22 protein-coding genes are annotated in these 26,321 nt (G+C 68.7%); 16 read left to right on the forward strand and 6 right to left on the reverse strand.

Features of this window, described 5'->3' with window-relative positions; genetic code table 11:
• The first annotated feature begins 225 nt into the window (after nt 1–225).
• The 6 genes from C5F75_RS20240 (at nt 226) to C5F75_RS20265 (ending at nt 7,496) form a co-directional block, all read left to right on the forward strand.
• Entirely contained in the window at nt 226–1,713 is a 1,488-nt protein-coding gene (locus tag C5F75_RS20240; RefSeq protein ID WP_059578030.1) for a sensor histidine kinase, read from the forward strand.
• A complete protein-coding gene (locus C5F75_RS20245) occupies nt 1,695–3,071 on the forward strand; it encodes a sigma-54-dependent transcriptional regulator (RefSeq protein ID WP_059577757.1) in 1,377 nt (458 codons plus the stop codon). Before C5F75_RS20240 ends, C5F75_RS20245 begins: the two co-directional genes overlap by 19 nt.
• Before the next feature lie 648 nt (nt 3,072–3,719).
• Nucleotides 3,720–4,337, forward strand: coding sequence for a hypothetical protein (locus tag C5F75_RS20250; RefSeq protein WP_226094203.1), 618 nt, complete (start codon nt 3,720–3,722; stop codon nt 4,335–4,337).
• 43 nt (nt 4,338–4,380) lie between these two features.
• Nucleotides 4,381–4,926, forward strand: coding sequence for a hypothetical protein (locus C5F75_RS20255; RefSeq protein ID WP_059577760.1), 546 nt, complete (start codon nt 4,381–4,383; stop codon nt 4,924–4,926).
• Between the two features lie 13 nt (nt 4,927–4,939).
• Nucleotides 4,940–6,205: an MFS transporter gene (locus C5F75_RS20260; RefSeq protein WP_081066640.1), complete on the forward strand. Its 1,266-nt coding sequence runs from the start codon at nt 4,940–4,942 to the stop codon at nt 6,203–6,205.
• A 37-nt stretch (nt 6,206–6,242) separates the two neighbouring features.
• A complete protein-coding gene (locus C5F75_RS20265) occupies nt 6,243–7,496 on the forward strand; it encodes an arsenic transporter (protein WP_059577761.1) in 1,254 nt (417 codons plus the stop codon).
• 36 nt (nt 7,497–7,532) lie between these two features.
• Here the strand turns inward: C5F75_RS20265 and C5F75_RS20270 are convergent, their stop codons facing one another.
• Nucleotides 7,533–9,638 carry a TonB-dependent siderophore receptor gene (locus C5F75_RS20270; RefSeq protein WP_059577764.1) on the reverse strand — a complete coding sequence of 702 codons (2,106 nt, stop codon included), beginning with the start codon at nt 9,636–9,638 and terminating at the stop codon, nt 7,533–7,535.
• A gap of 395 nt (nt 9,639–10,033) precedes the next feature.
• Between C5F75_RS20270 and C5F75_RS20275 the strand changes: the two genes are divergently transcribed.
• From C5F75_RS20275 to C5F75_RS20315, 9 genes are read left to right on the forward strand one after another with little or no spacing between them, the layout of a single operon-like run.
• Nucleotides 10,034–11,617, forward strand: coding sequence for an acetolactate synthase large subunit (locus C5F75_RS20275; protein WP_059577767.1), 1,584 nt, complete (start codon nt 10,034–10,036; stop codon nt 11,615–11,617).
• A gap of 49 nt (nt 11,618–11,666) precedes the next feature.
• Nucleotides 11,667–12,479, forward strand: coding sequence for an SDR family NAD(P)-dependent oxidoreductase (locus tag C5F75_RS20280; RefSeq protein WP_059577770.1), 813 nt, complete (start codon nt 11,667–11,669; stop codon nt 12,477–12,479).
• Nucleotides 12,480–12,494: 15 nt separating this feature from the next.
• Nucleotides 12,495–13,532, forward strand: a complete 1,038-nt coding sequence (locus C5F75_RS20285) for a WD40/YVTN/BNR-like repeat-containing protein (protein ID WP_059577773.1) — start codon at nt 12,495–12,497, stop codon at nt 13,530–13,532.
• A gap of 12 nt (nt 13,533–13,544) precedes the next feature.
• Entirely contained in the window at nt 13,545–14,060 is a 516-nt protein-coding gene (locus C5F75_RS20290; protein WP_059577776.1) for a VOC family protein, read from the forward strand.
• 48 nt (nt 14,061–14,108) lie between these two features.
• A complete protein-coding gene (locus tag C5F75_RS20295; protein ID WP_059577779.1) occupies nt 14,109–14,714 on the forward strand; it encodes an amino acid synthesis family protein in 606 nt (201 codons plus the stop codon).
• A 27-nt stretch (nt 14,715–14,741) separates the two neighbouring features.
• Nucleotides 14,742–15,629 (forward strand): alpha/beta fold hydrolase, encoded by an 888-nt coding sequence (locus C5F75_RS20300; protein WP_179231827.1) that lies wholly within the window; start codon nt 14,742–14,744, stop codon nt 15,627–15,629.
• A complete protein-coding gene (locus C5F75_RS20305; RefSeq protein ID WP_059578038.1) occupies nt 15,626–17,254 on the forward strand; it encodes a bifunctional 3-(3-hydroxy-phenyl)propionate/3-hydroxycinnamic acid hydroxylase in 1,629 nt (542 codons plus the stop codon). Before C5F75_RS20300 ends, C5F75_RS20305 begins: the two co-directional genes overlap by 4 nt.
• On the forward strand, nt 17,244–17,576 hold the full coding sequence (locus C5F75_RS20310; RefSeq protein WP_059577785.1) for an NIPSNAP family protein: 333 nt from the start codon (nt 17,244–17,246) through the stop codon (nt 17,574–17,576). The genes C5F75_RS20305 and C5F75_RS20310 overlap by 11 nt, the downstream gene beginning before the upstream one ends.
• 53 nt (nt 17,577–17,629) lie before the next feature.
• Nucleotides 17,630–19,117, forward strand: a complete 1,488-nt coding sequence (locus tag C5F75_RS20315; protein WP_059577788.1) for an NAD-dependent succinate-semialdehyde dehydrogenase — start codon at nt 17,630–17,632, stop codon at nt 19,115–19,117.
• Nucleotides 19,118–19,175: 58 nt separating this feature from the next.
• Here the strand turns inward: C5F75_RS20315 and C5F75_RS20320 are convergent, their stop codons facing one another.
• Nucleotides 19,176–19,904, reverse strand: a complete 729-nt coding sequence (locus C5F75_RS20320) for an IclR family transcriptional regulator (RefSeq protein WP_059577791.1) — start codon at nt 19,902–19,904, stop codon at nt 19,176–19,178.
• A gap of 312 nt (nt 19,905–20,216) precedes the next feature.
• Between C5F75_RS20320 and C5F75_RS20325 the strand changes: the two genes are divergently transcribed.
• Complete coding sequence (locus C5F75_RS20325; RefSeq protein ID WP_059577793.1) at nt 20,217–21,272, forward strand: porin; 1,056 nt, start codon at nt 20,217–20,219, stop codon at nt 21,270–21,272.
• Between the two features lie 57 nt (nt 21,273–21,329).
• Here C5F75_RS20325 and C5F75_RS20330 read toward each other — a convergent pair whose 3' ends face one another.
• The 4 genes from C5F75_RS20330 to C5F75_RS20345 all read right to left on the reverse strand — a co-directional run bounded on the left by C5F75_RS20330 (nt 21,330) and on the right by C5F75_RS20345 (nt 26,253).
• Nucleotides 21,330–22,478 (reverse strand): porin, encoded by a 1,149-nt coding sequence (locus C5F75_RS20330; protein ID WP_059577796.1) that lies wholly within the window; start codon nt 22,476–22,478, stop codon nt 21,330–21,332.
• A 188-nt stretch (nt 22,479–22,666) separates the two neighbouring features.
• Nucleotides 22,667–23,230, reverse strand: coding sequence for a cytochrome b (locus C5F75_RS20335; RefSeq protein WP_059577799.1), 564 nt, complete (start codon nt 23,228–23,230; stop codon nt 22,667–22,669).
• A gap of 149 nt (nt 23,231–23,379) precedes the next feature.
• Nucleotides 23,380–24,744, reverse strand: a complete 1,365-nt coding sequence (locus C5F75_RS20340; protein ID WP_059577801.1) for an aspartate aminotransferase family protein — start codon at nt 24,742–24,744, stop codon at nt 23,380–23,382.
• Nucleotides 24,745–24,807: 63 nt separating this feature from the next.
• Complete coding sequence (locus C5F75_RS20345) at nt 24,808–26,253, reverse strand: aldehyde dehydrogenase family protein (protein ID WP_059577804.1); 1,446 nt, start codon at nt 26,251–26,253, stop codon at nt 24,808–24,810.
• Between the last annotated feature and the right edge of the window lie 68 nt (nt 26,254–26,321).

The following is a 26,321-nucleotide window of genomic DNA, read 5'->3' on the forward strand; positions in this document are numbered from 1 at the left end:
TGCGCGCCGACGGCCGCGCGTGACGTCGATGGTGCGGCCGTTCGGCAGCACGATCGACGCGTTTCTCTCTCCCTGGCGGCTCGGTCCCACCGCGAACAACCGGATCGGGCGCTCCTCGTTCGAGGCCGATCCGGCGGCTCGCCCCGTACGATGCATGGCGGCCGTGGCGGCTTCACGTCGCATGCAATACGCTATGCTGTCGTCCTCGACCGCCAGCCTGATCCGATGAAGCGTCCGTCGTTTTCCACCCAACTCGTCATGCTCTGGGCACTCGTCGCGGCGCTGTGCGCGACGCTGGTCGCGGTCGTCTGGGTCACGGCGAGCTCCGCCGAGAGTCAGCAGGTGGCCGGCGCGAAGGCCGCCGGCGCGTCGGCGTGCGAAGCGGTCGCGTCGCGTTACGGCGCTTCCGCGTCGGCGGGCGCCGAGCCTGCCCCCGAACTGATGCACGCGATCCTCGACATCGTGCTCTCGCGTGCCGCGGACATGGAGGGCGGGTTCTGGATGCCCGGCGCCGCGCCTGCCGCGAGCGGCTTTCTCGCGTATTCGTTTCCCACTTATCAGGGCAGCGGCGTCAAACGCGACGTTCCGGAAGCGGAAACGCCGCTGATCCTCCGCACGCTGCGAGCCGCGGCCGCGACGCATGCCGCGACCGCGAACGTCGTCGAAGGCGCGCAGGACGCCGTGATCGCGGCGGCGTGTCCGGTGCGCGGTGGATCGGGGCTGTACGTGTGGATGCTGACACGCGCGCGCCCGCCGCTGGGCCGGCACGGGGAATTGCTGGCAACGGGGCTCGCCGCCGTGCTCGCGGTGATTCTCGCGATCGCGGCGGCGCTGGCCGTGGCGCTGCGCCGATGGAAGCGCAATCTCGCACGGATCGAGAGCGGGCTGGGGCCCGACGGTCGCGAGCATCACCTGCCGTACGTCGGCGAACCCGATCTCGACCGCGTCATCGATGCGTTCAACGAGCGGGCGCGGCGCGCCGACCTGCTGCAACAGCAGGCCGCCGAGCTCCGCACGCGCCTCGCGCAGGCCGAACGCTTCGGGATGCTGGGCAAACTGGCCGCGCAGGTCGCGCACGAGATTCGCAATCCGATGGGTGCGATGCGGCTGAAGGCGGAAAACGCGCTGGCCGGCGACAGCCGGCGGCAGCAGGATGCGCTGCGCGTGATCCTCGCGCAGATCGAGCGCATCGATGCGCAGTTGTCGAGCCTGCTCGCGCTGACGCAGCCGGTGCGTCCGCATGCGACGCGTGTCGACGTCGACGCGTGGCTCGCGCAGGTCGTCGACGCGCACCGCGAGCTGGCGCAGCGGCAGGCGATCGACTTGACGCTGTCGCTCGCGGGGCAGGGCGAACGGCTCGCGTGGCCGTCGGATTTTCCCGCCTTCGATCCCGACCAGATGCGGCGCGCGCTCGACAATCTGCTGCTCAACGCGCTGCACCACGCGGGCGCGGGCGGCGCGGTCACGCTCGCGGCCGAACGATATCCGTTCGCCGGGCGCGACTGGTTGCGCATCACCGTGTCGGACAGCGGCCCCGGCGTGCCGGCCGCGCAGCGCGAGCGGATTTTCGAGCCGTTCGTGACCGGGCGCGCGGACGGAACGGGCCTCGGTCTCGCCGTCGTCCGCGAAGTGGCGGCGGCGCACGGCGGGCAGGCGCGGCTCGACGAGGGCGCCGCATTCGTGATTGAAATTCCATGGCAAACATCCTCATAGTCGACGACGACGCGGCATTTCGCGACGGCCTCGCCGAAACGCTGGCCGATCTCGGCCATCGGGCCGTCGAGGCCGCATCCGGCCGGGCCGCGCTGAGCGCGCTGCGCGACGGCGGCAACATCGAATGCGTCTTTCTGGATTTCCGCCTGCCGGACCTGGACGGGCTGGCCGTGCTGGCGCAATTGCGCGACGATCCCGCCCTGGCCGCGATGCCGGTCGTCATGCTGACGGCCCACGCGACCAGCGACAACACGATCGAAGCGATGCGGCTCGGCGCATTCGATCATCTGACGAAGCCGATCGGGCGCCGGGACATCGCGCAACTGCTCGAACGCATCGTGTCGGCGAATCAGCCGCCCGCGCTCGCGCCGGTGGAAGGCGGTTTCGCGGGCGAACCTTCGGCGGACCGGCCGCGACTGCTCGGCGTGAGCGCCGCGATGCGCGACGTGCAAAAGCAGGTCGGCCGGGCCGCGATGAGCGACGCGACCGTGCTCGTGACCGGCGAGACGGGTACGGGCAAGGAAGTGGCGGCCCGCGTACTGCATGCCGCATCGGCACGGCACGCGGGGCCGTTCGTCGCCGTCAACTGCGCGGCCATCCCGGCCGACCTGCTCGAAAGCGAGTTGTTCGGGCATCGTCGCGGCGCGTTCACGGGCGCGCATGCCGATCGCGCGGGGCGCCTCGTCGAGGCCGACGGCGGGACGCTCTTTCTCGACGAGATCGGCGACATGCCCGCCGCGATGCAGGCCAAGCTGCTGCGCGCGCTGCAGGAGCGCCAGGTGACGCCGCTCGGCGCGGATCGAGCGACGGCGATCGACATTCGCGTCGTGGCCGCGACGCACCGCGACCTCGCCGCGGCCGTCGCGAACGGTACGTTCCGCGAAGATCTCTTCTATCGGCTGAACGTCATTCCGCTGCACCTGCCGCCGCTCGCCGATCGCGTGGCCGACATTCTTCCGCTCGCCGCGCATTTCCTGGGTAGCGCGGCTGGCATGCGGCCGTTGCACCTGACGAACGACGCGCAACGGGCGTTGCTCGATCACCGCTGGCCGGGCAATGTCCGCGAACTGCGCAACGTGATGGAGCGCGCGGCCGCGCTCGCTCCCGGGCCGGCCGTCAGTGCGGCCGATCTCGGCCTGCCCGCCGTGCCCGCGCGCCAGCCGGGCGCCGATGCGGTGCCGGCGCACCTGCTCGACATGCCGTTGCCCGATGCGCTGGCGACGGTCGAGCGCGCGGCGATCCTGCGTGCGCTCGAGCGCGCGAACGGCAATCGCGCGGAAGCCGCGAGGCAGCTCGGGATCGGCCGCCAGTCGCTCTATGCGCGCATGGCGAATCTCGGGATCGAGCGCGACGACTAGGGCGTGTTCACGCTAATAACGGGCTTGCGAACGTGCCTTTCCGCCCGTCCCCCAAGGGGACTTCCTTTGGGCGCGTGCAAGGAGTAAGGAGCGCCGTTTGGCCGTGCCAAACAAGCGACGCACGACGCCGCAATGTGGGCGGAAAGGCACGTTCCCCTGTCTGAAAAATGCATTCGTGGGGCTGGCCCCCAGAAGGGCCGATCGCTGCGTCATGCTCCTCGCGAATACGTCGAGTATTCGCTTCGTCGCAATCCTCGCGCTCGGCCCTTCTGGGGGCCAGCGCAAGCCCGTTATTAGCGTGAAAACGCCCTAGGCGTCGAGTCGCGCGGTTTCCACTGTCGGAATGGCCGACAGCCGGTGAAGCCACGTGTCGGAAAACCCGACACGTTGGGCGTACGTCGGCGCTCGGCGCACGGCCGCGCGGTGCGTCGCGGGTTGGCACGGGTATTGCGGATATCGATGCATCGCAACCCGTCGCCGGAACCCGTCATGAAGCCGTACCCGCCTGTCGTTCGATCGCGGCCGCGAGGCCGCGCCGCCGTTCGCCGTTCGTCTCGCATGCTCTGCGCCGCCGCGTTCGTTGCCGTCGCAACGGTCAGCGTGGCGCAGGTGCCGCCGGCACCGCGCGCGCAAGACCCGGCCGGCGCCATGCCGCCTCCGCCTCCGTCCGGGCCGCGTGCGCTTTTGCCCGTCGGGCCCGGCAACGACACCGGATCGGATGCGCTGGTTTCCGGCACGCTGTCGCGCCTGACGATCAATCCGGAAGGGACCGTCGACGGCTTCGTGCTGACCGACGGCACGCTCGTCCGTCTGCCGCCGCATCTCGGTTCGCAACTGGCTGCGCTCGTGCGGTCGGGCGAGCGTGTCACGGTGGCCGGCGAACGGCGCTTCGACGATGAAATCCATGCACGCGTCGTCCGCAACGACGGCACCGGCGCGTCGCTGTCCGATCAGCCGCCCGCGCCCGTCGCGCCCGTGCCTGCCATGCTGCGCGGCGTCAACCTCGCGCGCCTGAGCGTGTCCGGCGTCGTGCGCCGCGTGACGCACGCGCCGCGCGGCGAGCCGGACGGCGTGATGCTCGACGGCGGCGCGATCGTCAAGCTGACCGTGCCGGCCGCCCGGCAATTCGGCGCGCTGCTTGCGCCCGGGGAGCGCGTGGCCGCGATCGGCTACGGCACGCGCAACGCATACGGCGAAGCGCTGCAGGCCACGGCGTTCGGCGCGCCGGGCCATGTCGTGAATCTCTATGACGATGTCGCGCGCTGAAACGCGCGGCGCCGTTCCGCAATCCATCGAAAGGAGTCCTGTCATGCACTGGATCGATCCCGCCTGCCTCCCCGAAACGCGCGGCCGCGTCACGCAGTTCCTGCTCGATCCGCACGGAGAAATCGACGGCCTGATCCTGAACGGCGACCTGCAGGTTCACGTGCCGCCGCATCTGGGCCGCGAACTGGTGCGCCATGTCGCGGTCGGCGACCGCATCCGCGTGCGGGGCGTCAAACCGCGTCGCGCGGCGATGATCGCGGCCGTGCAACTGACCGGGCGTGGCGGCGTCGACATCGTCGACGCCGGGCCCGAGCACGCTGTCCCGAAGCCGCCGCGACCGGCTCGACGGCCGATGGAATTCAGTGGAGAAGTCGCGTTCGGGCTGTACGGCCCGAAAGGCGAGTTGAACGGCGCGTTGCTGACGAGCGGCGTCGCGTTGCGTCTGCCGCCGCATGCGGCGGCAGCATTGCACGACTACCTGCAGGCCGGCATCCATGTGCAGGCGTGGGGGCACGGCGTCGTCACGCCGCACGGCGCGACGCTCGACGTGAGCGACATTGCCGAGCTCGTCGATGCGGATGTCGCATGACCGTGCGGCGACCGTGAGACCGGCACGCGCGCTCGAAGCGCTCAATTTCTTCCTGGCCGACGTGCAGGCCGGCATCGGTCCGTTCATCGGCGTCATCCTGCTGTCGCGCGGCTGGGGCGCCGATGCGATCGGCACGGTCATGACGCTGGCCGGGCTCGCCGCGATGGCCGCGACACCGTTGGCCGGCGCGCTCGTCGATGCGGTGCGCGCGAAGCGGGCGCTGATCGTCGTGGCGACCGCGGTGACGGCGCTTGCGTCGCTGGCGCTGATGTTCGTGCGCGGCTATCCGGCGGTGGCGGTGTCGCAGATCCTGGCGGCGGTCGGCGGCGCGGTGCTCGCGCCCGCGGTCGCGGGCGTGACGCTCGGCATCGTGCGTCGGCAGGGTTTCGACCGGCAGTTCGGGCGCAACCAGATGGCGAACCATGCCGGCAACGTCGCCGGCGCGGCGCTCGCGGGGTGGCTCGGCTGGCATGTCGGATTCGACGCGGTGTTCGCGCTCGTCGCCGTGTTCACGGTCCTTGCGGTTGGGAGCACGTTGGCGATTCCCGGGCACGCAATCGATCATGCTTGCGCACGTGGTCTCGAGCCTGATGGCCGCGCGCCGGGAACGGATGCTGCGCATCCGCATGCGTTGGACGCGGCGTCGACGTCGCGCGTCGGCGGCCTGCGCACGCTCGCCGAAAACCGGCCGCTGGTACTGCTCGGCGCGTCGCTCGCGCTGTTTCATCTCGGCAACGCCGCGATGCTGCCGCTCTACGGGATGGGCGTCGTCGTCACGCATCGCAGCAACGCGAGCGCGTTCACCGCGCAGACCATCGTCATCGCGCAGTGCGTGATGATCGCGGCGGCCTGGCTCGCGCCCCGGCTGATTCGCGCGCACGGCTACTGGCGCGTGCTGCTGTTCTCGTACCTCGTGCTGCCGGTGCGCGGGGCGGTCGCCGCGGCGTGGATGAGCGAAGCGGGTGTATGGCCGGTGCAGATGCTCGACGGCATCGGCGCCGGCCTGCAAAGCGTGGTCGTGCCCGCGCTCGTCGTTCGCCTGCTGCATGGCTCCGGCCGCGTGAACGCCGGGCAGGGCGCCGTCGCGACCGCGCAGGGGATCGGCGCGGCGCTCAGCCCCGTGCTCGGCGGCGTGCTCGCGCAGCACTTCGGCTATCCGGTCGCGTTCGTCGTACTGGGCGCCGTGTCGACGGGCTCGCTCGCGCTGTGGCTCGGTCATGCGCGATCGCTGAGCGGCGCGTGCGGCAAGCCCGCCGATCTATCGGCGACATCATCGTGAAAGCGATTTCGATTTCCATGCCTGTGTCGACTTGCCCATGAATCCTGTTTCGCTTGCCTGGCTGATTTCCGCGCTCGCCACCGCGGGCGTCATCACGCGTCCGTTCGGTTGGCCCGAGGCCACGTGGGCCGTGAGCGGCGCGCTGCTGCTGGTCGCGTTGAACCTGTTGCCCGTCGCGCAGGCGCTGGACGCCGTCGCGAAAGGGGGCGACGTCTACCTGTTCCTGACGGGCATGATGCTGTTGTCCGAGGCGGCCCGCCGCGAGGGGCTGTTCGACTGGGTCGCGACGCGCGTCGTCAATCTCGCGCAGGGCTCGCCGCGGCGATTGTTCGCGCTGATCTACGGGGTCGGTGTCGTCACCACGGTGTTCCTGTCGAACGATGCGACCGCCGTCGTGCTGACGCCCGCGGTTCTTGCCGCCGCGCGCCGCGCGAAAGCCGACCCGATGCCGCTGCTGTACAGCTGCGCGCTCGTCGCCAATGCCGCGAGTTTCGTTTTGCCGATTTCGAATCCGGCGAACCTGGTGCTGTACGGCGCGCACATGCCGGCGCTCGGCGTATGGCTCGCGCATTTCGCGGCGCCGTCCGTCGCGTCGATCGCCGGTACGTTCGTGATGCTGAGGATCGTGCAGCGACGGGCGCTTGCCGGCCGCTGCGAATCCGGGCTGCCGGTGCAGCCGCTGACGGGCGGCGGGCGCATCGCGCTCGCGGGCATCGCGGCAACGGCCGTCGCGCTGATGGCGGTGTCGGTCCTCGATCGCCCGCTCGGGTTGCCGACCGCGCTGGCGGGTGTCGTCACGGTCGCATGCGTGGTGATGCGGGATCGCGCGGCGTGCGTGCCGATCGTTCGCGCGATTTCATGGAGCGTGCTGCCGCTCGTCGCGGGGTTGTTCGTCGTCGTCGAGACGCTCGACCGGACCGGCGCGGTGCGCGTACTGGCGGGGCTGCTGCACGCGTTGATGCAAAGCGGAGAGCACATTGCCGCCGCCGCGGCCGGCGTCGCGGTCGCGCTCGTGTCGAACGGGGTCAACAACCTGCCTGCCGGGCTGATCGCGAGCTCGACGATCCAGGCTGCGCACAGCCCGCAAACGGTGATCGATGCGATTCTGATCGGCGTGGATCTCGGCCCGAACCTGTCGATCACCGGATCGCTCGCGACGATCCTGTGGCTGGCGGCGATCCGGCGCGAAGGGTTGCAGGTCGGTTTCCGCGCATTTCTCGCGATCGGCGCGTGCGTGATGCCGCCTGCGTTGCTGCTCGCGCTGGGCGCGCGATTCGTGGTCGGCGGCTGACGCGCGATGCGCGTCGCGTCAGCCGTCCTGGTCGTGCTAGAACGAGTAGGCGAGCGACGCGAACAGGCTGCGCGGCGCGCCCGGCGTGACCCACAGGCTGTTGTACGAGCTGACGTACGTGGTGCGATTGAACAGGTTGTTCAGCACGACCGACGCACGCAGGTGCTTGTTGACCTGAAGATAGCCGTTGAGCTGCACGGTCGCGTAGGCCGGCAGTTCGAAGCCGTCCTGCGTGTTGGCCGTGTTGCCGGCCCGGCGCCCGACGTAGATCACGCCGGCGCCGGCGCCGGCCTTGTCCGCGAACGGCAGGGTCGTCTCGTACATCAGCAGTGCGCTGCCGCTCAGCCGCGGTACGTCGACGAGGCGCGAACCGGGCGCGAGCACGGTGTCGCGCGTGACCTCCGCATCGACGTACGCGAGATTGGCGATGCCGCGCAAGCCGTGTCCGAGGTCGCCGCTCCATTCGAATTCGATGCCGCGGCTGCGCACTTCGCCGGCCGCGCGCGAGAAGCCGGCATTCGCCGGATCGGCGGTGAGCACGTTGCGCTTGGTCACGTAGAACGCCGAGACGGTCGTGAGCGAGCGCGCGCCGGCCCATTTCGCGCCGGCTTCGTAGCCGTGGCCCTTTTCGGGATCGAACGCGTTGCCGCCGACGTCGGCGCCGTTGTTCGGCCGGAACGAATACGCGGTGTTCGCATACAGCGACAACGCGGGGCTCATTTCATACACGACGCCGAGACGCGGGCTCACCGCGGTCTGCAACTGGCTCGTCGTCACGCCCTTCAGGCGGTTGTCGATCGACTGGTGGAAGCGATCCCAGCGCAGCCCGGCCAGGATTTTCCAGTGCGGCCCGAACGCGAGCGTGTCCTGCGCGTAGACGCCTTGACCGTCGTCGCGTTCGAGCAGGTTGGTCGCGGTGCGCGGCGTCGGCGCGGGCTGGCCGTAGACCGGATCGAAGATGTCGATCGCATACGGCGCCGCGGCGCTCGGCGTGGAGCGCGTGACGAACTGATCGTAGTTGAAGCGGTACGCATCGACGCCCATCACGAGCGTATGGCCGATGCCGCCCGTGCGGAACGCGCCGGTCGTCTCGAGGCGGCCTTGCAGGTCGTTCGAATGAAACGCGACTTGCCGGTAGCGGCGCCACAGCGTGCGGCCGTCCGGCTGCAATGCGAACGCTTCGGACGAGCGTCCCGACAGGTCGGTGTTGCGTTGCGCGACGCCCGCGTTGATCGACCAGCCTGAATCGATGCGATGCTCGAGCGTGAACTGGTGGCCCGTGTTGCGCACGTCATAGTCGCCGTCGCGCGGCTCGCCGAGAAAACGCGACGCGGGGATCACGCCGAGCTGCCCGTTGACCGCCAGCACGCCGCGATCGAGCGGCGCGCGCTGACGCGCACTCTCGAATTCGTAGTGCAGTGTTGTGTCCGCGCCGATGTCCCAGGTGAACGACGGCGAGAACAGGTAGCGTTTGCTTGACACCGTGTCGCGAAAGCTGCCGTTGTTCTCGTTCATCGCGACGAAGCGGTACGCCAGCGATTTCGTGACGGGGCCGGTCGAATCGAGCGTCTGGCGCAATGCGCCGTAGCTGCCGGCCGACACGCCGATGGTGTTCGCGCGGGTGAACTGCGGCTGCTTCGTCGTATAGCTGATGATCCCGCCCGGATCGCCGCGGCCATACAGTGCGGACGCCGGCCCCTTGAGCACTTCCATGCGCTCGAGGTTCACGGTGTCGCGCGGCACGCTCATGCCGCGATTCCACGAAAAGCCGTTGACCAGGTAGTCGGTGCCGGACGTGTTGCCGTCGCCGGCGAAGCCGCGCACCGCGTAGTTGTCCCACAGGCCGCCGAAGTTGTTCTGGCGCGAGACGCCCGCGACCCAGTCGTAAAGATCGTCGCCGCGCGTCGCGGCCACGGTCTGGATCAGCTTCGTATCGACGCTGCTGACCGCGAACGGAATCTCCATCACGTCCGCCTCGCTGCGCGTCGCGCTCGTCGATTCGCGCGTGCGGAACGGCGCCGTCGCGCGTTGCGCGGACACCTCGATGGTCGGCAGCGCCGTTTCCTGCGCGTCGGCGGCGCCCATGCCGGCCGTGCCGACGACGATGGCCATCGGTGCGGCCGCCCAGTTCCTCCTGCTCATACTCCTCCCTTTTGATGTGCTTCGCGTTCGGGCACGGCGGGCGGCCTTGCGCCGACATCTGTGTTCCAAACAGTACATTCGCGCGGCAATTTAATGCAAATGAGAGGCATTTGCAATCGTAATTTTGAGATTGAGTGCGGGAAGCAAAACGGCGCGCCCGACGGATGCGATCGATCTGATGTGTCGATTTCGTTAAATTCCGAATTGTGGGAAATATGTCGTTGGTTGATGGAGGCTGAACAGTTCGCCTGTCTTGTTACTTGCAGAATTGAACGGTGAGATTACGGGTAAACGCGGGCCTCGATGGAGTGCGAAATTGAAACTGGATGGTTTGACAAATCCCGTAATTCGGGATTACAGTAAAAACACTTCAGCCAAACCCGTCGAGCAGCCGCATGAACATTCCAGCGTTGAACAGCGATATCGAAGCAACAAGCGGGGCGAGCGTCGTGCTCACCACGGCGCGTGATGCCGGCGTCGACGTCTGTTTCGCCAATCCCGGCACGACCGAGATGCCGTTCGTCGGTGCGCTCGACACCGTGGCGGGCATGCGCTCGATCCTCGGGCTGTTCGAGGGCGTGTGCACCGGCGCCGCGGACGGCTATGGCCGCATGGCCGGCAAGCCCGCGATGACGCTGCTGCACCTCGGGCCCGGCCACGCCAACGGCATTGCCAACCTGCACAATGCGCGCCGCGCCCGCACGCCGATCCTGAACATCGTCGGCGATCACACGCGCGAGCATCTGAAGTACGACGCGCCGCTGACGTCCGACATCGAATCGCTCGCCCGTCCGGTGTCCGTGTGGTATCGCAGCGTGGCGCGCGACGCGGACCTCGCGACGGATACGGCCGACGCGATTTCGGCCGCGATGGGCGCGCGGCGCGGCGTCGCGACGCTCGTGCTGCCCGTCGATCTCCAGTCGGCCAAGGTGCGCGGTGCTGCGTGGCCCGCCGTCGTGCGCCCGGCCGCGGTGTCGTTCGATGCCGCTCGCGTCGAACAGGTTGCCGATCTGCTGCTCGGCGGCCATCGCGCCGTCCTGCTGATGGGCGCCCGCGCGCTGTCGGCGCGCGGCCAGCGTGCGGCGGCGCGCATCGCGGCGGCAACCGGTGCGACCTGCTTCAGCGAGACGTTTCCCGCGCGGGCGGAGCGCGGCGGCGGCCTGCCGGACATCGACCGCCTGCCGTATTTCCCCGAGCCGGCGCTCGCGGCGCTGGCCGGCCGGCGCGTGGTGCTGGCCGGCGCGCTCGCGCCCGTCACTTACTTCGGCTACGAAGGCATTCCGGGCGAACTCGCGCGGCCGGAGGACATCGTGACGCTGGCGGCGCCGGGCGACGCGGCGGACGACGCGCTGGAGGCGCTGGCCGATCGCATCGGTGCGGCGGCAACGAATGACGATGGCGTGCGCGTCGAGCGCTGGCGCGTGGAGGACGGGCCGCTCACACCGCAGGCCGTCGGCCGCGTGCTCGCGAATGCACTGCCCGACGATGCGATCGTGTCGATCGAGGGCGGCACGTGCGGCTACCCGTTCGTGACCGCGTCGGCACGCGCGCGCCGCCACACCATTCTCACGAACACGGGCGGCGCGATCGGCCAGGGGCTGCCGGTGGCGCTCGGCGCCGCCGTCGCGTGCCCGGCGCGCCGCGTGTTCGCGCTGCAGTCCGACGGCAGTGCGCAGTACACGATCCAGTCGCTGTGGACGATGGCGCGCGAGCGTTTGCCGATCGTGATGCTGATCGCATCGAACCGGCGCTACGGCATCCTGCAGACCGAGCTCGCGCGCAGCGGCCTGCCGGCCGACACGCCGCACGCCAGCCGCCTGACGCTGCTGGACGATCCGCCGATCGACTGGCTCGCGCTGTCGCGCGGCTATGGCGTGCCGGCCCAACGCGTGAGCGACACGCATGCGCTGGTGCAGGCGCTCGACGGCGCGCTCGCGCGCACCGACGGGCCGACGCTCGTCGAAATGCGGTTGTCCTGATCGCGTCACGCGCTCGTTTCCTCAATCCCGACTCTCACCTTTCATCGACATGGATCTGCAACTGCACGGAAAAGCCGCGTTCATCACCGGCGGCAGCATGGGCATCGGCAAGGCCGTCGCGCTCGAACTGGCGCGCGAAGGCGTCAACGTCGCGATCGCCGCGCGACGCATCGAACACCTCGAAGTCGCGGCCGCCGAGATTCGCGCGGCGCTCGCGCCGCTGGGCAGCGCGGCCGGCGCCATCGTGCCCGTCACGGTGGACACGACCGACATGGCGTCGGTCGAAGCGGCGATGGCAGCGAGCGTCGAGCGCTTCGGCCGGCTCGACATCCTGCTGAACGGCGCGGCGCACCCGGGCGGGCTCGTGCGGGCGGAGCTGGAGCATGCCGATCCGCAAGGGTTGCTGCAGGACATCGATATCAAGGTGGTCGGCTACCTGCGTTGCGCGAAGGCGGCCGCGCCGTACATGCGGCGCAACGGCTTCGGCCGGATCGTCAATATCGGCGGCCTGACCGGCCGCGGCAGCAAGCAACTGTCGGGCATGCGCAACGTGGCGATCGTCCACCTGACCAAGACGCTGTCCGACCAGCTCGGCCCGTTCGGCATCACGGTCAACACGATTCACCCGGGCGTCGTCGAAACGCCGCACATCCACGAGCTCTACGAGACGGAGGCGCGCAAGCAGGGGCTCACGGCCGCGGAGGTCGAGGCCAACTACGTGAAGGTCACGCCGATCCGCCGCGTGCTGCAGCCGGAAGAAATGGGGTGGATCGTCGCGTTTCTCGCGTCGCCGAAGTCCGGCTCGATCACCGGCGAATCGATCGGCTGCGACGGCGGGCTCACGCGCGGCATTTTTCTCTGACACGAGGAGCATTTCATGACCGCAACCGTACTGGTCGCCACCGCGGGGCAAGGCATCCTGCGCTCGAACGACGACGGCAAGACCTGGCATCGCCTCGGGCTCGCCGAACCGATCGAGTTCGACGGCATCGTGCGCTCGCTCGCGGTGGATCCCGCGACGCCGTCGCGCGTCTATGCCGGCGCCGATTCGGGGCTGTGCATCAGCGAGGATGGCGGCGCGCACTGGTTTCGGCCGGACAACCTGCTGAACGGGCAGACGGTCTGGTCCATCGCGATCGATCCGGCGAACCCGGCGGTGCTCTATGCCGGCACCGGCGCGCCGTCGCGTGCCGCGCTTTACAAGTCGAGCGACGCGGGCTTGACCTGGGCGAGAACGGCCCCCGAGCTGCCGGAGTTCTGCTCGGGCGTCAACCGTCCGCGGCTGCTGACGATCTGCGTGGATTCGGACGACAGCAGCAACGTCTGGTACGGCGTGGAGGAGGGCGGCGCGTGGCGCAGCCGGGATGCCGGTGCGAGCTGGGCGCGCGTGGACGGCCCCGGCAGCGCGATCCGCAACAGCGACATTCACGCGATCGCCGTGCTGCCCGCCGCGCAAGACCGGCCGAAGACCACGGTGCTGCTGACGGTCAACGCCGTGTACGTGAGCGAGGACGACGGCCGGACCTGGGACGGCAAGCTGTCGCGCGACCGCTTCGACGGGCTGTACTACACGCGCACCGTCGTACAACTGCCGGAGCCGGAAGGCGACCTGCTGATGGCGATCGGCGACGGCACGCCGGGCACCCGCAGCCGAATCTACCGCTCGGCCGATCGCGGCCACGCGTGGCGCGAGATGGACCTGCACACGCCGCCGAACTCCACGTTCTGGGCGTTCGGCGTGCATGCGGCCCGGCCGGCGCTCGTCTATGCGGGCACCAAGTATGGGCACCTGTTCCGTTCGAGCGACGGCGGCCGGAACTGGATCAAGGAATGGCGCGATTTCAGCGAGATCACGGCGGTGGCGTGGACGCCGTTCGAGGCGCCGCTGGCCGCCCACGCGCAGTCGACCCACTGAGCGGAGCGAACGATGACACCGTCCGATATCCGGCAACACGCCGAGCGCGCGAACGCGAGCGGCCTGCCGCTGCCGACGCCGCGCGTGCAGCGCACGCACCTGTCGCTGTTCGTGCGCGACCCCGTCCGTTCGAGCACGTGGTACGCCGAGGTGCTCGGCATGACGGAAACCGCGCGCGGCGAGCAGTGGGTGTTCATGTCGTTCGGCCAGAAGCACCACGACATCGCGCTGATTCGCGCGGCGTCCGATGCGGAGCTCGGCACGATCGGCCTGCAGCACTACGGCCTCGAGATCGCCGGCGGGCTGACCGAATTGCGTCGCCTGTACGGGATGCTGCTTCGCCGCGGCGTGCCGATCGTCAAGATCACCGATCACAAGGTCGGGATCGGCGTGTATTTCACGGACCCCGACGGCAACCGGCTCGAATTCTTCTGCGAGACCGTCACGGACGACGAAGAGGGCAAGCGCGTGCTGCATCGATACAACGCGCCGAGCGATCCGTTCCAGCTCGAACCGTTGTTCGACTGAAGCGCCGCGTCTCAATCCGCATCATCGACGTTTTATAAAGGAATACTGATGAGCAAGACCGCCAATTTCGAAGGCTTTCATATCCGCAAGTGGTACACGCAGATCGAGGATTCGCTCGCGAACGAAACCGGCCAGCTCGCGGATGGCGAGCCGCTGCGCAAGATCGTGATCGCCGCGGCCGTTCACAACCCGTACGCGGGACGATTCAGCGAAAACCTCGACGATCTCGTGCGCCCGTCGCCCGCGCTCGGCAAGGAATTCGCGCGACGCATCGAATCGCTCGCCGCCGGCCGCGCGATCGAGAGCTACGGCAAGGCCTGCCTGGTCGGCTCGGCCGGCGAATACGAACACGGCAACGCGTTCCTCACGTCGATCTTCGCCGAGCCGATCCGGGCGGCGCTGGGCGGCGGGAAAGCGTGGGTGCCGTCGAGCGGCAAGCGCGGCCCGATCAATACGGTGATCGACGTGCCGCTCGCGCACAAGGATGCGCTCTACGTGCGCTCGCACTACGACACGGTGACGTGCCTGTTTCCCGATGCGCCCAACGACGACGAAGTGCTGGTGATCTTCGCGTTCGCGACGCGCGGCCGGCTGCATGCGCGGCTCGGCGGCCTGAAGGCGAGCGAGATCGTCGGTCGCGACGGTCTGGTCTGATCGCGCATGCCGGCCGGGGAGCACATGATGAACGCGGCATCCGCCAGGGATGGATGGATCGACAACGATGGATTGCGGCTGCACTACGTGAGCTGGGGGCGTGACGATGCGCCGGCCGTGGTGATGCTGCACGGCTTGCGCAGTTACGCGCATACCTGGGCGAGCGTCGCCGATGCGCTGGTCGACCGCTACCGGGTCGTCGCGCTCGATCAGCGCGGGCGCGGGCTGAGCGACTGGGATCCTCGGCGGGACTACTACGCGGCGGCCTACGTGCGCGATCTCGACGCGCTGGTGCGGGCGCTCGACCTGCGACGGTTCGTGCTGGCCGGGCACTCGATGGGCGGGGCCAACGCGTTCGTCTACGCGGCGGCACGACCGGAGCGGCTCGCCGGTCTCGTGATCGAGGACATGGGCCCCGGTGCGTCGGCCGGATCGCCGGGTTCCGAGCGCATCAAGCGCGAGCTGCGGGACACGCCGGACGCGTTCGCGTCGTGGGACGACGCGCGCGCGTTCTGGCGACGCCAGCGGCCGAACGTCGCGGAATCCGCGCTCGACTCGCGCCTCGCACACTCGCTGAAGGCGGACGCGCGCGGCCGGATCGTATGGCGGCACGACGCGCAAGGGATCGCGGCGGCCCGGCTGGCCGCGACACCGGCGCAACTCGTCCATCTTTGGCCGCTGATCCTCAATCTGCACGTGCCCACGTTGTTGTTGCGCGGCGGAGACTCGGATTTCCTGTCCGCGGACGTGGCGGCCGAAATGGCGGCCGCCAATGCGGAGATCGAACGGATCGACATACCCGGCGCGACGCATTACGTGCACGACGATCGGCCCGATGCATTCAATCACGCGCTGCGCACCTGGCTCGATCGTCTCGACGACGCCGCATGGCGCGCGGGAGGCGCCGGCGAATGAAAGCGAACAACCGGAACCGGACCAAGGTCGCCATCGTCGGCGCGGGGCCGAATGGTGCGGCCATGGCCAACCTGCTCGGCCTGTATGGCGTCGATACGATCATCGTCGAACGCGAGGCGCGGATCGTCGAGTTCCCGCGTGCGGTCGGCATCGACGACGAGGCGCTGCGGCTGTTTCAGACGGCCGGTCTGGCCGACGAGCTGAGCCGCGACATCATCCAGAACGTGCCGCTGCGCATGTTCAAGGCGAACGGCGAATGTTTCGCCGACATCCGTCCGTCGATACGCGAGTTCGGCTGGTGGCGACGCAACATCTTCATGCAGCACCTGGCCGAGCGTACGCTGCGCGACGCGCTGGCGCGCTATCCGCACGTGTCCCTGCGCACGGGCGAAGAGGTGGTCGGCCTGGAGCAGGACGACGAAGGCGTGACGCTTCAGGTGCGTGCCGCCGACGGGCGGCAATACGAACTCGATGCCGACTACGTGGTGGCGGCCGACGGCGGACGCAGCCCCGTGCGCGAGATGCTCGGCATCAGGCTGGCCGGTACGACGCATCCGATCAAATGGGTCGTGGTCGACGTGAAGAACGCGCAGCTCGACCAGCCGTGTACCGCGCTGAACTGCGACCCGCGACGCCCGAACGTCTGCATCTATCTGCCGTTCAACTACCGACGCTGGGAATTTCTCGTGTTTCCGCACGAGGACGAAGCGGCGATCGCGCAACCGGAGTCGATCCGCGCGCTGATCGAACCGTACGTCGACGACGTCGATCGCATCGAGATCGTGCGTGCGCGCACCTACACGCATCACTCTCGCGTGGCCGAACGTTTCGTCGCCGGACGCGTGGCGCTCATCGGCGACGCCGCCCACCTGAGCCCGCCGTGGATCGGCCAGGGGCTGAACGCGGGGCTGCGCGACGTGGGCAATCTCGCATGGAAGCTCGCGGGGGTCGTGAACGGCACGTTGCACCGGAGCGTGATCTCGACGTACGAATCGGAGCGCCGCGATCACGCGAAGGCGATGATCGATCTCGCGGACACCTTCGGCGCGATGCTGATGCCGACCAGCCGTCTGGTCGCGTTCCTGCGCGACCGGTTCCTCGGGCTCGCGCGCCATGCGCCCGGCCTGAAGGATTACGTGCTGCAGATGCGCTTCAAGCCGATGCCGAGCTATACGCACGGGATCGTGGTCACCGGCGCGTCGGGCGCCGTCGGGCGCATGATCGTCCAGCCCGACGTCGAAACGGCCGACGGCGCCCGTCGCAAGCTCGACGACGTGCTCGGCCCGTGGTTTTCGGTCATCGGCTGGCGATGCGACCCACAGGCGTGCCTGAGCGACGACGATCGCGCGTTCTGGGCCGCGCTGGGCGCGAAATTCGTGCAGATCGTCCGTTCGCGCAGCGGAACGTGCCGCGAGCAGCGCATCGCGAGCGCGCACGGCAGCGAGTGCGTCGAGGACGTCGACAACGCGATGGCCGAATGGTTCGACAGGCACGCGGGGCCGCTCGTCGTCGTCCGTCCGGACCGCTATGTGGCGGCGCAGACGGACGCGGCCGGCATGGCGGGCGTGACCGCGGCATTCCACGCGTTTGCGGCGCGACAACGGGAGAGCGCGCATGTTTGTTGAGCAACGCACGTACACGCTGGTGCCGGGCGGCGTCGCCGAGTATCTGCGGCTGTACGCGGAATGCGGTCGCGCACCGCAGGAGCACGCGCTCGGCACGATGGTCGGGTGTTTCGCGACGGAGATCGGACCGCTGAACCAGCTCGTCTATCTGTGGGCGTTCGATTCGCTGGACGATCGTGCCCGGCGTCGTGCGGTGCTGATGGCCGATCCCGAATTCAGGACGTTTCGCGGCAAGGTCCGGCATCTGCTCGTCCGGCAGGAAAACCAGATCCTCCGACAGGAAATCGGCGGCCTGCTGCGCGCACCGCCATCGGCCGCGTGATGCGATCGTCGCGTTGCCCGGCCCATCGTGCAGTTTCTACCGAGGTATCCGTCTTGATTCCGTTTACGCCCTTGACCTCCCACATAGCACCCGATGTGCGGCGCGATTACGCGTCGCTCCATCTGTATATCGACGGCCGGTTCTTTCAGGCCGACGGCCGGCGCACGCAGCCCGTTCTCGATCCGGGCACCGGCGACGTGCTCGGCGACCTGCCGCATGCGACGCCGGCCGATATCGACGCCGCGGTGCGCGCCGCGCATCGCGCGTTCGCGACGTGGCGCCGCGAGTCGCCGCTCGCGCGCTCGGACATCCTGCGCCGCGCGGCTGCGCTGGTGCGCGAGCGCGCCGACGCGATCGGACGTCACATCACGATGGACCAGGGCAAGCCGCTTCGCGAGGCGATCGCCGAGGTCGTGTCGTCCGCCGAGCAGCTCGAATGGCACGCGGAGGAAGGACGTCGCACGTACGGCCGCGTCGTGCCGTCGCGCTCCCCGGACGTCGCCCAGACGGTGCTGCGCGAACCGATCGGCGTGTGCGCGGCGTTCTCGCCGTGGAATTTCCCGTTCAGCCAGGCGATGCGCAAGATCGCGGCGGCGCTTGCGTCCGGGTGCACGCTGGTGCTGAAAGGGCCGGAGGAATCGCCGAGCGCGATCGTCGCGCTCGCGCGCATCTTCCACGACGCCGGATTACCCGCGGGCTGCCTGAACATCGTCTGGGGCGTGCCGGCCGACGTGTCCAGGCAACTGATCGAGTCGCCGCTCGTGCGCAAGATCTCGTTCACGGGTTCGGTGCCGGTCGGCAAGCAACTGGCGGCGCTTGCCGCGTCGCACATGAAACGCATGACCATGGAACTAGGCGGCCATGCGCCGGTGCTGGTCTGTGCGGACGCCGACGTCGAACGCGCGGCGACGATGCTGGCCGCATACAAGTTTCGCAACGCCGGGCAGGTCTGCGTATCGCCGACGCGTTTTTTCGTGCAGCGCCCGGTGTTCGACCGGTTCGTCGCCGCATATCTCGAGGCGGTCGGCAAGATCCGCGTCGGCTACGGGCTGGAAGAGGCGACCACGATGGGGCCGCTTGCGCATGCGCGACGCGTAGCCGAGATCGACGCGTTCGTCGCCGACGCGAAGGCAAAAGGGGCGGAGATTGCCGCAGGCGGGGCGCGCCTGCCGACGGCGGGGCCGGGGCACTATTTCGCACCGACGGTCGTGCTGGGGCCGGCGCGTGATACGCGGCTGATGAACGAAGAGCCGTTCGGGCCGATCGTCGGGATCGTGCCGTTCGACGCGCTCGACGATGCGCTCGACGAAGCCAACCGCTTGCCGTTCGGCCTCGCGTCGTACGCGTTCACGACGTCGGCGCGCCATGCGCACCGGATCGGCCGTGCGCTCGAAGCCGGCATGGTCAACATCAATCACTTCGGCATGGGGCCGGCGGAGATCCCGTTCGGCGGCGTGAAGGACAGCGGCTTCGGCAGCGAGGGCGGAACGGAGACGTTCGACGGCTACCTGGTCACCAAGTTCATCACGCAGATGAACTGACCGCGCACGTGGGCGTTTCGGATGCGGCATCGTTCGCGATGCGATGCCGCGCGAATGCTCAGGTGGCGTCGCCGATCCGTGCGGTGGCGTCGATCAGGAGCTTGCCGAGTACGTGTTCGTCGAACAGCGCGAAGTGTTCGGCGCGAAAGATCAGCGACAGGCTGCTGTTGACGTCGCCGCTGCTGGCCGTGCGAATCGGTGCGGCGATGCCGACGAACCCGGCGTCGAGCTCGCCGCGCGAGATCCAGTATCCGGCCTCGACGATCTGCTGGCAGGCGCGCCAGAACTGCGTCCAGTCGGCGGCGAACTCGCCCAGCTCGGCGTTGTGCCGTTCGTGCAGGCGCTTCAGCCGCGCGCGCGACATCGCGGCGACGATCACCTTCGACGACGCGCCCTGGAACAACGGCATGATGCGGCCGCGGCCGAAGCCCAACTGCAGATTCTCGGCGCCGGTCTCGTGCATCACGTTGATGATCTGCTCGTCGAACAGCGTCGAGACGAGCGCATCGCCGCCGGTGACCTGAACCAGTTTCTGGATGACGGGTTTCGCGGCGGTGAGCGTCGGGTCCGACTGCCGCATGTTGTAGTCGAGATGGATGATGCGCGGGCCCAGCGTATAGCGGCCGTTGGTGCCGACGAGCAGGCCGACGGACGCCAGTTCCTTCACGTAGCGATAGCACGTGGTGCGCGAAAAGCCCATGTGTTCGGCGATTTCCTCGGCGGTCATCGACGTCGCGGACGAAGAGAAGACGTCGAGGATGGACAGCATTTTGGTGAGGCTCGACATGACGTGATCCGGGATTCAGACGGCTTGCGGCAATGGAACGGGAAGGACGCACGCGCTGCGGGCTGCCGGGGTGCGGCACGGCATGCGCCGCCGCGGGCGACAGGCCGTAGTCTAACTTATGTCGTGCGGGCGGCGACCGGGACCACGGCGGCGAATGGGCGCGGTGCGGGCCGGCCGCGTCGGGGAGGATCGTTTCACCTTGAATGATATGGATTCCTATTTTAATGGAAGAAATCGCACCCGGTCGAGGTTGCCGCCGAGCCGGTCGGATCGCGCGCGCATCGGCCGGGAAGTTTCGATGAGGAGAAGACGATGAAAGGGTGGTTTCGGATGATGGCTTTATGCGGCTGCGGAACCGTCGCACCGACGTTCGCGCAATCGAGCGTGACGCTCTACGGTTCGCTGGACACGGGCGTGACCTATACGAGCGACGTGGCGTCCGCCCCGCATGGCGGGCGTCAGGTCGCGTTGCAGGCCGGCGTGTCGCGCAACGACGTGTGGGGCCTGACGGGCAGGGAGGATCTCGGCGGTGCCGGCTACGCGGTGTTTCGGCTCGAAAGCCAGTTCCAGACGTCAGACGGCGCGCTGACCGTGCCGGGCTCCGCGTTCAGTTCGCAAGCGTACGTCGGGCTCGGTGGCGACTGGGGGACCGTGACGCTCGGGCGGCAGTTCGATTTCGTCGGCGATCTCCTGCCGGCGTTCGCGATCGGTGCGAACACGCCGGCCGGCCTGCTCGCGTGGGGCTTGCCGGCGAACGCATCGGCGGGCGGCGCGCTCGACAACCGTGTATGGGGCGTCCAGGTGAACAACGCGGTGAAGTACGTGAGCCCGTCATTCGGCGGATTGTCGTTCGGCGGCATGTGGGGGTTCGGCAACGTGCCCGGGACGGTCGCGCGCGGCAGCGTGCAAAGCGCGATGCTGTCCTACGCACAGGGCGCGTTCAGTGCCGCCCTCGCTTATTTCGGCCAGCACGACGTGACCGCCGGCGGCAATCTGCGCAATTTCTCGGTCGGGGCCGGCTACAACGTCGGTCCGCTCCGCGTCTTCGGCATGGTGTCGGACGTGCGGATCAGTGCCGCCGCGCCGCTGCGGGCCACCACTTGCGACGCCGGGCTGACCTATGCCGTCACGCCGTCGTTGCAACTGGGCGGCGGGTTCCAGTACCAGCAGCGCGGCGGCGACGTCGGCTCGGCCAATCAGGTCACGTTGAGCGCCGACTATTCGCTGTCGAAACGTACGGGCCTGTACGCGGTATTCGCACGCGGGCACGACGGTGCTTACGGCGCCCAGGTCGAAGCGGCGCTTGGCGGGCCGGCGTCCGGTGCGGCGCAGACGGCGGTTCGGCTCGGCGTGCGGCATCAGTTCTGACGGTTCGGGAAAGCACGGGCTGCCGCGCACGCTGCGAGCCCGTGTGGTCCGCCGGGTTCAGAAGCGATGCATCATCCCGACGCGCAACGCCAGCTGATTGCGGCCCGACGACTGCCCGGCCGTGCCGAGCACGTGTGCGTAGTCGAAGTCGGTGCCGGTATTGCCGGTTGCATGCTGATACGCGCCCTGAATGTACGTCGAGGTCCGCTTGCTGAGATCGTAGTCGAGCATCATCGATAGCTGGTGCCAGCTCGGCGACGCATCGCCCGCCGCCGTCGCGACATGTGCATGCGTGTAGGTATAGGCCGCGCCGAGCCAGACGTCCGGCCGGAAGAAATACTGGCCGTTGACCTCGAAGTTGTCGAATTTCCACGCGTGCTGCGAGCCTGCCGCCGGCTGGTTCGCGAAGTAGAGATTCAATTCCGGGTTGGTCACGTCGACATGCGAATACGCGGCGGACAGCGTCAGCTTGTCGCTGAACTTGTACGATGCGCCGGCATCGATGTTCTGCTGCGAGCGGCCGCTGAAAACCGTATCGTCGCTCGACAACGCGCCGCCCGCGGTTGCGCCGCCATTGTCGGCCTTCAGGTACGCGACGGCAGCGGAAAATGCGCCCGCCTGGTACTGCACGGCGGCGCTGTACACGCGGTTCCGCGCGAAGCCGCCCGCCTGATTCGCGAGCCCGTACAGCACTTCGCCCTTGAAGCCGCCGTACATCGGCGACACGTACTTGATGCTGTTCTGGATGCGGTAGTCCCAGTCGGCGTTGTCGTTGTCGTACGGATGCGCGCCGAAGTCGCCGAGCCAGTTTCCGGTGGCCGTGAAAGGGCTCCATATGTCGAGCGTGGGATCGTACTGGCGGCCGAACGTCAGCGTGCCGAACCGATCGGAATCGAGCCCGACGTAGGCCTGCCTGCCGAACATCCGCGACGTGACCCCGAGCGCACCGGTGCTCGCGTTGAAACCGTTCTCGAGCTGGAACAGCGCTCTCAGCCCGCCGCCGAGGTTCTCGGTCCCTTTCAGGCCCCAGTTGCTGCCGACGGTATCGCCGCTGACCATCTGGTAAGCGTGGCTGCCGCCCGCGTTGCTCGTGAAATTGACGCCCTCGTCGATCAGGCCGTACAGCGTCACCGTGCCTTGCGCATGGGCCGTCAGGCCGAAACCCATGGCGCTCGCGGCCGATACGGCCGCCATTATCTTTTTCATCGTCGATCTCCAGGTGTGGGCGGCCCACGCGGCGCGGTTTCCGACGGCGTGCGACGGCGCCGGACGCGTGCGGCGGGTCCGCTTGTCGTTAGTAAAACGAAATATTTATGGTGAAGAAGATCGGCCCGCCGCGATCGGGCGGACCGGATGCGGAAGCTCACCGGGCGCGAGGTTTCCGCGTGGCGGCGTTACAGCATTCGCCGCAGCACGTCGTTTTCCGGGTTGCGGTCGAAGAATCGGTGCTTCAGCGCGCCGAGCACATGCAGCACGACGAGCGCGAGCAGCGTGTAGGCGAGCGTCCTGTGCAACCACTGAAACGCCTCGAACCAGTGGTCGTTCTTCGGCAGCAGCTCGGGTACGCGGAAAAAGAAGAACGGCACGCCGTCGCTCTGCGTAAACGTGCTCGACATCGAATAACCCATCAGCGGCACGACGATCGCCAGCGCATACAGCAGGTAGTGGCCGATCTTCGCGAGCTTGCGGTCGAGCGTCGGCAGGGTCGAAGGCAGCGGCGGCAACGGCTTCATCGAACGGATTGCCAGTTGCGTGACGACCACCAGCAGCGTGAGCACGCCGAATTCCTTGTGCGTCGGGTAGTACCAGTCGAACTTGGCCGGCAGGTTGTCGTCGAGCCGGACCATCGTCCAGCCGGTCCAGAGCTGCGCGCCGATCAGGATCGCCCTGACCCAGTGCAGCAGTCGAAGCGCGAGCGGGTATTTCTCCACCGTGAATGCAACGGCCCGGTTTTCCATTTGACTTGTCTTCCTTTAAAACGAAACGGGAACAGGCGGGATGCCGATCGTCGACTTCGGCGCCCCGCGGCGATCGTCGTCGAACCGAAGCCGGACGGCGACGCGCACGAACCTTCGACGAAAAGCCCGTGCGCCGGGCCGGTTCGCGCTCAGGCGATCGCCAGCGAATCCGCGCAGCATTCCTGCAGCGCTTCGCGCAGCGTCACCGCGATGAAGTCGGCTTCGTCCTGCCGCAGCGTCAGCGGCGGCGACATCACGACCTTGTTCGCGATCGCGCGGACCAGGACGCCGCGCCGGCGCGCGGCATCTGCCACGCGGGCGGCGAACCCCTTGCCCGGATCGAGCGGCGTGCGGCTGGCCTTGTCGGTCACCAGGTCGAGCGCCAGCATCAGCCCCTTGCCGCGGACGTCGCCGACGGTCTCGAAGTCTGCCTTCAGCGGCAGCAATTGCTCGAGCAGGCGCTGGCCGACCCGCGCCGCATTGCCCGGCAGATCCTCGGCCTCGACGATGTCGAGCACCGCGAGCGACGCGGCGCAGGCGAGCGGATGGCCGCTGTACGTATAGCCGTGCATGACCACGTGCGAGAAGCCCGCCCCATGTTCGATCGCGTCGGCGATCCGCCCGTTGTACAGCGTCGCGCCGAGCGGCACGTAGCCGGCGGAAATGCCCTTGGCGACGCACAGGATGTCGGCGGCGACGCCCCAGCCGCGGCTGCAGAGCAGGCTGCCGGTGCGGCCGAAGCCGGTGACCACCTCGTCCGCGATCAGCAGGATGCCGTTGCGGTCGCATACGGCGCGCACGCGAGCCCAGTAATCGGCCGGCGGGACGATCAGGCCGCCGGCGCCCTGCACGGGTTCGGCGACGAACGCGGCAATGGTCTGCGGGCCGTGGAACGCGATCGTTTCCTCGATCTGCCGGATGCAGTGCTCGACGAGCTGTTGCGGATCGTCGCAATTCCACGGATTGCGATAGAGCCACGGCGTGTCGAGCAGCACGCAGCCGGGCAGCAGCGGGCCGTGATTGTAATGGTAGACGCCGTTGCCGCCAATCGACGTGCCGCCCATGTGCACGCCGTGATAGCCGTTGCGCAGCGACAGGAATTTCGTGCGCGACGGCTCGCCCGCGGCGACCCAGTACTGGCGCGCCATCTTGAGCGCGGTCTCGATCGCGTCGGACCCGCCGCTGCCGAACATGACCCGCTGCATGTCCTCCTGCGCGAACATCGCGCACAGGCGGTCGGCCAGATCGTAGACGCGCGGATGGGCGACGCCGTCGAAGGTCTGGTAGTACGACAGTTCGTCCATCTGCCGGGCGATCGCGCTTTTCACTTCCGGCCGGTTATGCCCGACGTTGACGTTCCACAGGCCGCCCACGCCGTCGAGCATGCGGTGGCCCTCGACGTCGTACACGTAGTTGCCGTCGCCGCGCGCGATGATCACGGTGGGAGTCGTATGCCCGGCGGCCGCCGAGCTCATCGGGTGCCAGAATCGTTTTTGACGCTTTTGATAGTCCATGGTGTCTCTCGTCTCTCTTGCGAAGTGCTTGAACAGGGTTGTGGCGCGGTGCGCGCCGTCGGGTCACAGGGCTGCGGTGACGATCTTTTCCTCGAGGTACGCATCGAGCGCGGCCTTCGACAGGTCGCGCCCGATCCCGCTTTGCTTGGTGCCGCCCCACGGCAGGCGTGCGTCGATCGGGCTCCACGCGTTGATCGCGACCGCGCCGACGTCGAGCCGTTCGGCGACGCGGTGCGCGGTGCCGACGTCCTGCGTCCACACCGAGGCGGACAGACCGAACGGCGTGTCGTTGGCGATGCGAACGGCGTCGTCCTCGGTGTCGAACGGCATGACCATGCCGACCGGGCCGAATACCTCGTCGCGGGCGATCCGCATGCCCGGATGGACGCCGCCCAGAATCGTCGGGCGCATGAAGCACCCGCGCGGCGGCACCTGTTCGTCGCCGGCGAGCATCACCGCCCCTTCGGCGAGCGCGCCGTCGACGAGCGCTCGCACGCGTGCGAGGTGCCGCGGGTTGATGAGCGCGCCCATCTGCACGCCGGGCTCCGATGGCGGACCGACGCGCATCGCCCGGGCCGCGTCGGCAAGCCGTTCTTCGAGCGCCTGGGCGATCGAGCGGTGCGCGAGCACGCGCGAGCCGGCCGCGCACGTCTGCCCCTGGTTCGCGAACATGCCGGCCATCAGCGACGGAATCGCACGGTCGAGATCGGTGTCCGCGAAGACGATCTGCGCGGCCTTGCCGCCGAGTTCCAGCGTGACGCGCTTGAAGGTCCTTGCTGCCACGCCCGCGATCGCGCGGCCGACTTCGGTGCTGCCGGTGAAACTGATCTTGCTCACGAGCGGGTGCGCGACCAGCGCGGCGCCGACTTCCGCGCCCACGCCGTGGACGATGTTGACGACCCCGGCGGGAAGGCCGGCTTCGCAGACGAGTTCGCCGAGCCGGGCGACGGCCAGCGGCGTGTCCTCCGACGGCTTGACGACCACCGGGCAGCCGGCCGCCAGCGCCGGCGCGAGCTTCCACACGGCGATCATCAACGGCGCGTTCCACGGGATGATCAGACCGGCGACGCCCACCGGCGCACGCCGCGTGTAGCTGAGCGTCGGGCGGCCCATGAAGCCGTCGGTCGGAATCGTGCGGCCCTCGAGCTTGTCGGCCCAGCCGGCGAAGTAGCGCAGCGTGTCGATGCACATCGGGAGGTCCATCATGCGCATCTCGGCAAGCGGACGTCCCTGTTCGACGGCCAGCAATTCCGTCAGCGCATCGGCGTCGCGCTCGACCAGGTCCGCCAGCCGAAGCAGCCAGCGGGCGCGGGCCGCGCCGCCCGCGCGCGCCCAGGCGTCGTCTTGCAGCGCCGCGTGCGCGGCGCGCACCGCGCGATCGACGTCCTCGGCGGTCGATGCGGGCACGGCGGCCACGTAGTCGCCGGTCGCCGGCGCCAGTTTGTCGAAGGTGCGGCCGGCCGCTGCGTCGCAATGCCTGCCGTCGATCAGATTCTGAATTTTCATCATGGTGTCCGTGTTTCCAGGGGCGAATCGTCGGGCGGAACGGGGCGGCGGCGGGGGCGGCCGCCGCCGTG

This window comes from Burkholderia anthinoferrum (assembly GCF_002925705.1).
Classification (GTDB): domain Bacteria; phylum Pseudomonadota; class Gammaproteobacteria; order Burkholderiales; family Burkholderiaceae; genus Burkholderia; species Burkholderia semiarida.

Excerpts from the sequence above, each read along its gene's own strand:
- C5F75_RS20270 (WP_059577764.1), bottom strand. The coding sequence starts at position 9,638 with ATGAGCAGGAGGAACTGGGCGGCCGCACCGATGGCCATCGTCGTCGGC.
- C5F75_RS20300 (WP_179231827.1), top strand. The coding sequence starts at position 14,742 with ATGAACGCGGCATCCGCCAGGGATGGATGGATCGACAACGATGGATTG.
- C5F75_RS20295 (WP_059577779.1), top strand. The coding sequence starts at position 14,109 with ATGAGCAAGACCGCCAATTTCGAAGGCTTTCATATCCGCAAGTGGTAC.
- C5F75_RS20305 (WP_059578038.1), top strand. The coding sequence starts at position 15,626 with ATGAAAGCGAACAACCGGAACCGGACCAAGGTCGCCATCGTCGGCGCG.
- C5F75_RS20240 (WP_059578030.1), top strand. The coding sequence starts at position 226 with ATGAAGCGTCCGTCGTTTTCCACCCAACTCGTCATGCTCTGGGCACTC.
- C5F75_RS20325 (WP_059577793.1), top strand. The coding sequence starts at position 20,217 with ATGAAAGGGTGGTTTCGGATGATGGCTTTATGCGGCTGCGGAACCGTC.
- C5F75_RS20320 (WP_059577791.1), bottom strand. The coding sequence starts at position 19,904 with ATGTCGAGCCTCACCAAAATGCTGTCCATCCTCGACGTCTTCTCTTCG.
- C5F75_RS20280 (WP_059577770.1), top strand. The coding sequence starts at position 11,667 with ATGGATCTGCAACTGCACGGAAAAGCCGCGTTCATCACCGGCGGCAGC.
- C5F75_RS20345 (WP_059577804.1), bottom strand. The coding sequence starts at position 26,253 with ATGATGAAAATTCAGAATCTGATCGACGGCAGGCATTGCGACGCAGCG.
- C5F75_RS20330 (WP_059577796.1), bottom strand. The coding sequence starts at position 22,478 with ATGAAAAAGATAATGGCGGCCGTATCGGCCGCGAGCGCCATGGGTTTC.
- C5F75_RS20290 (WP_059577776.1), top strand. The coding sequence starts at position 13,545 with ATGACACCGTCCGATATCCGGCAACACGCCGAGCGCGCGAACGCGAGC.
- C5F75_RS20250 (WP_226094203.1), top strand. The coding sequence starts at position 3,720 with ATGCCGCCTCCGCCTCCGTCCGGGCCGCGTGCGCTTTTGCCCGTCGGG.
- C5F75_RS20265 (WP_059577761.1), top strand. The coding sequence starts at position 6,243 with ATGAATCCTGTTTCGCTTGCCTGGCTGATTTCCGCGCTCGCCACCGCG.
- C5F75_RS20285 (WP_059577773.1), top strand. The coding sequence starts at position 12,495 with ATGACCGCAACCGTACTGGTCGCCACCGCGGGGCAAGGCATCCTGCGC.
- C5F75_RS20275 (WP_059577767.1), top strand. The coding sequence starts at position 10,034 with ATGAACATTCCAGCGTTGAACAGCGATATCGAAGCAACAAGCGGGGCG.
- C5F75_RS20245 (WP_059577757.1), top strand. The coding sequence starts at position 1,695 with ATGGCAAACATCCTCATAGTCGACGACGACGCGGCATTTCGCGACGGC.
- C5F75_RS20335 (WP_059577799.1), bottom strand. The coding sequence starts at position 23,230 with ATGGAAAACCGGGCCGTTGCATTCACGGTGGAGAAATACCCGCTCGCG.
- C5F75_RS20310 (WP_059577785.1), top strand. The coding sequence starts at position 17,244 with ATGTTTGTTGAGCAACGCACGTACACGCTGGTGCCGGGCGGCGTCGCC.
- C5F75_RS20255 (WP_059577760.1), top strand. The coding sequence starts at position 4,381 with ATGCACTGGATCGATCCCGCCTGCCTCCCCGAAACGCGCGGCCGCGTC.
- C5F75_RS20340 (WP_059577801.1), bottom strand. The coding sequence starts at position 24,744 with ATGGACTATCAAAAGCGTCAAAAACGATTCTGGCACCCGATGAGCTCG.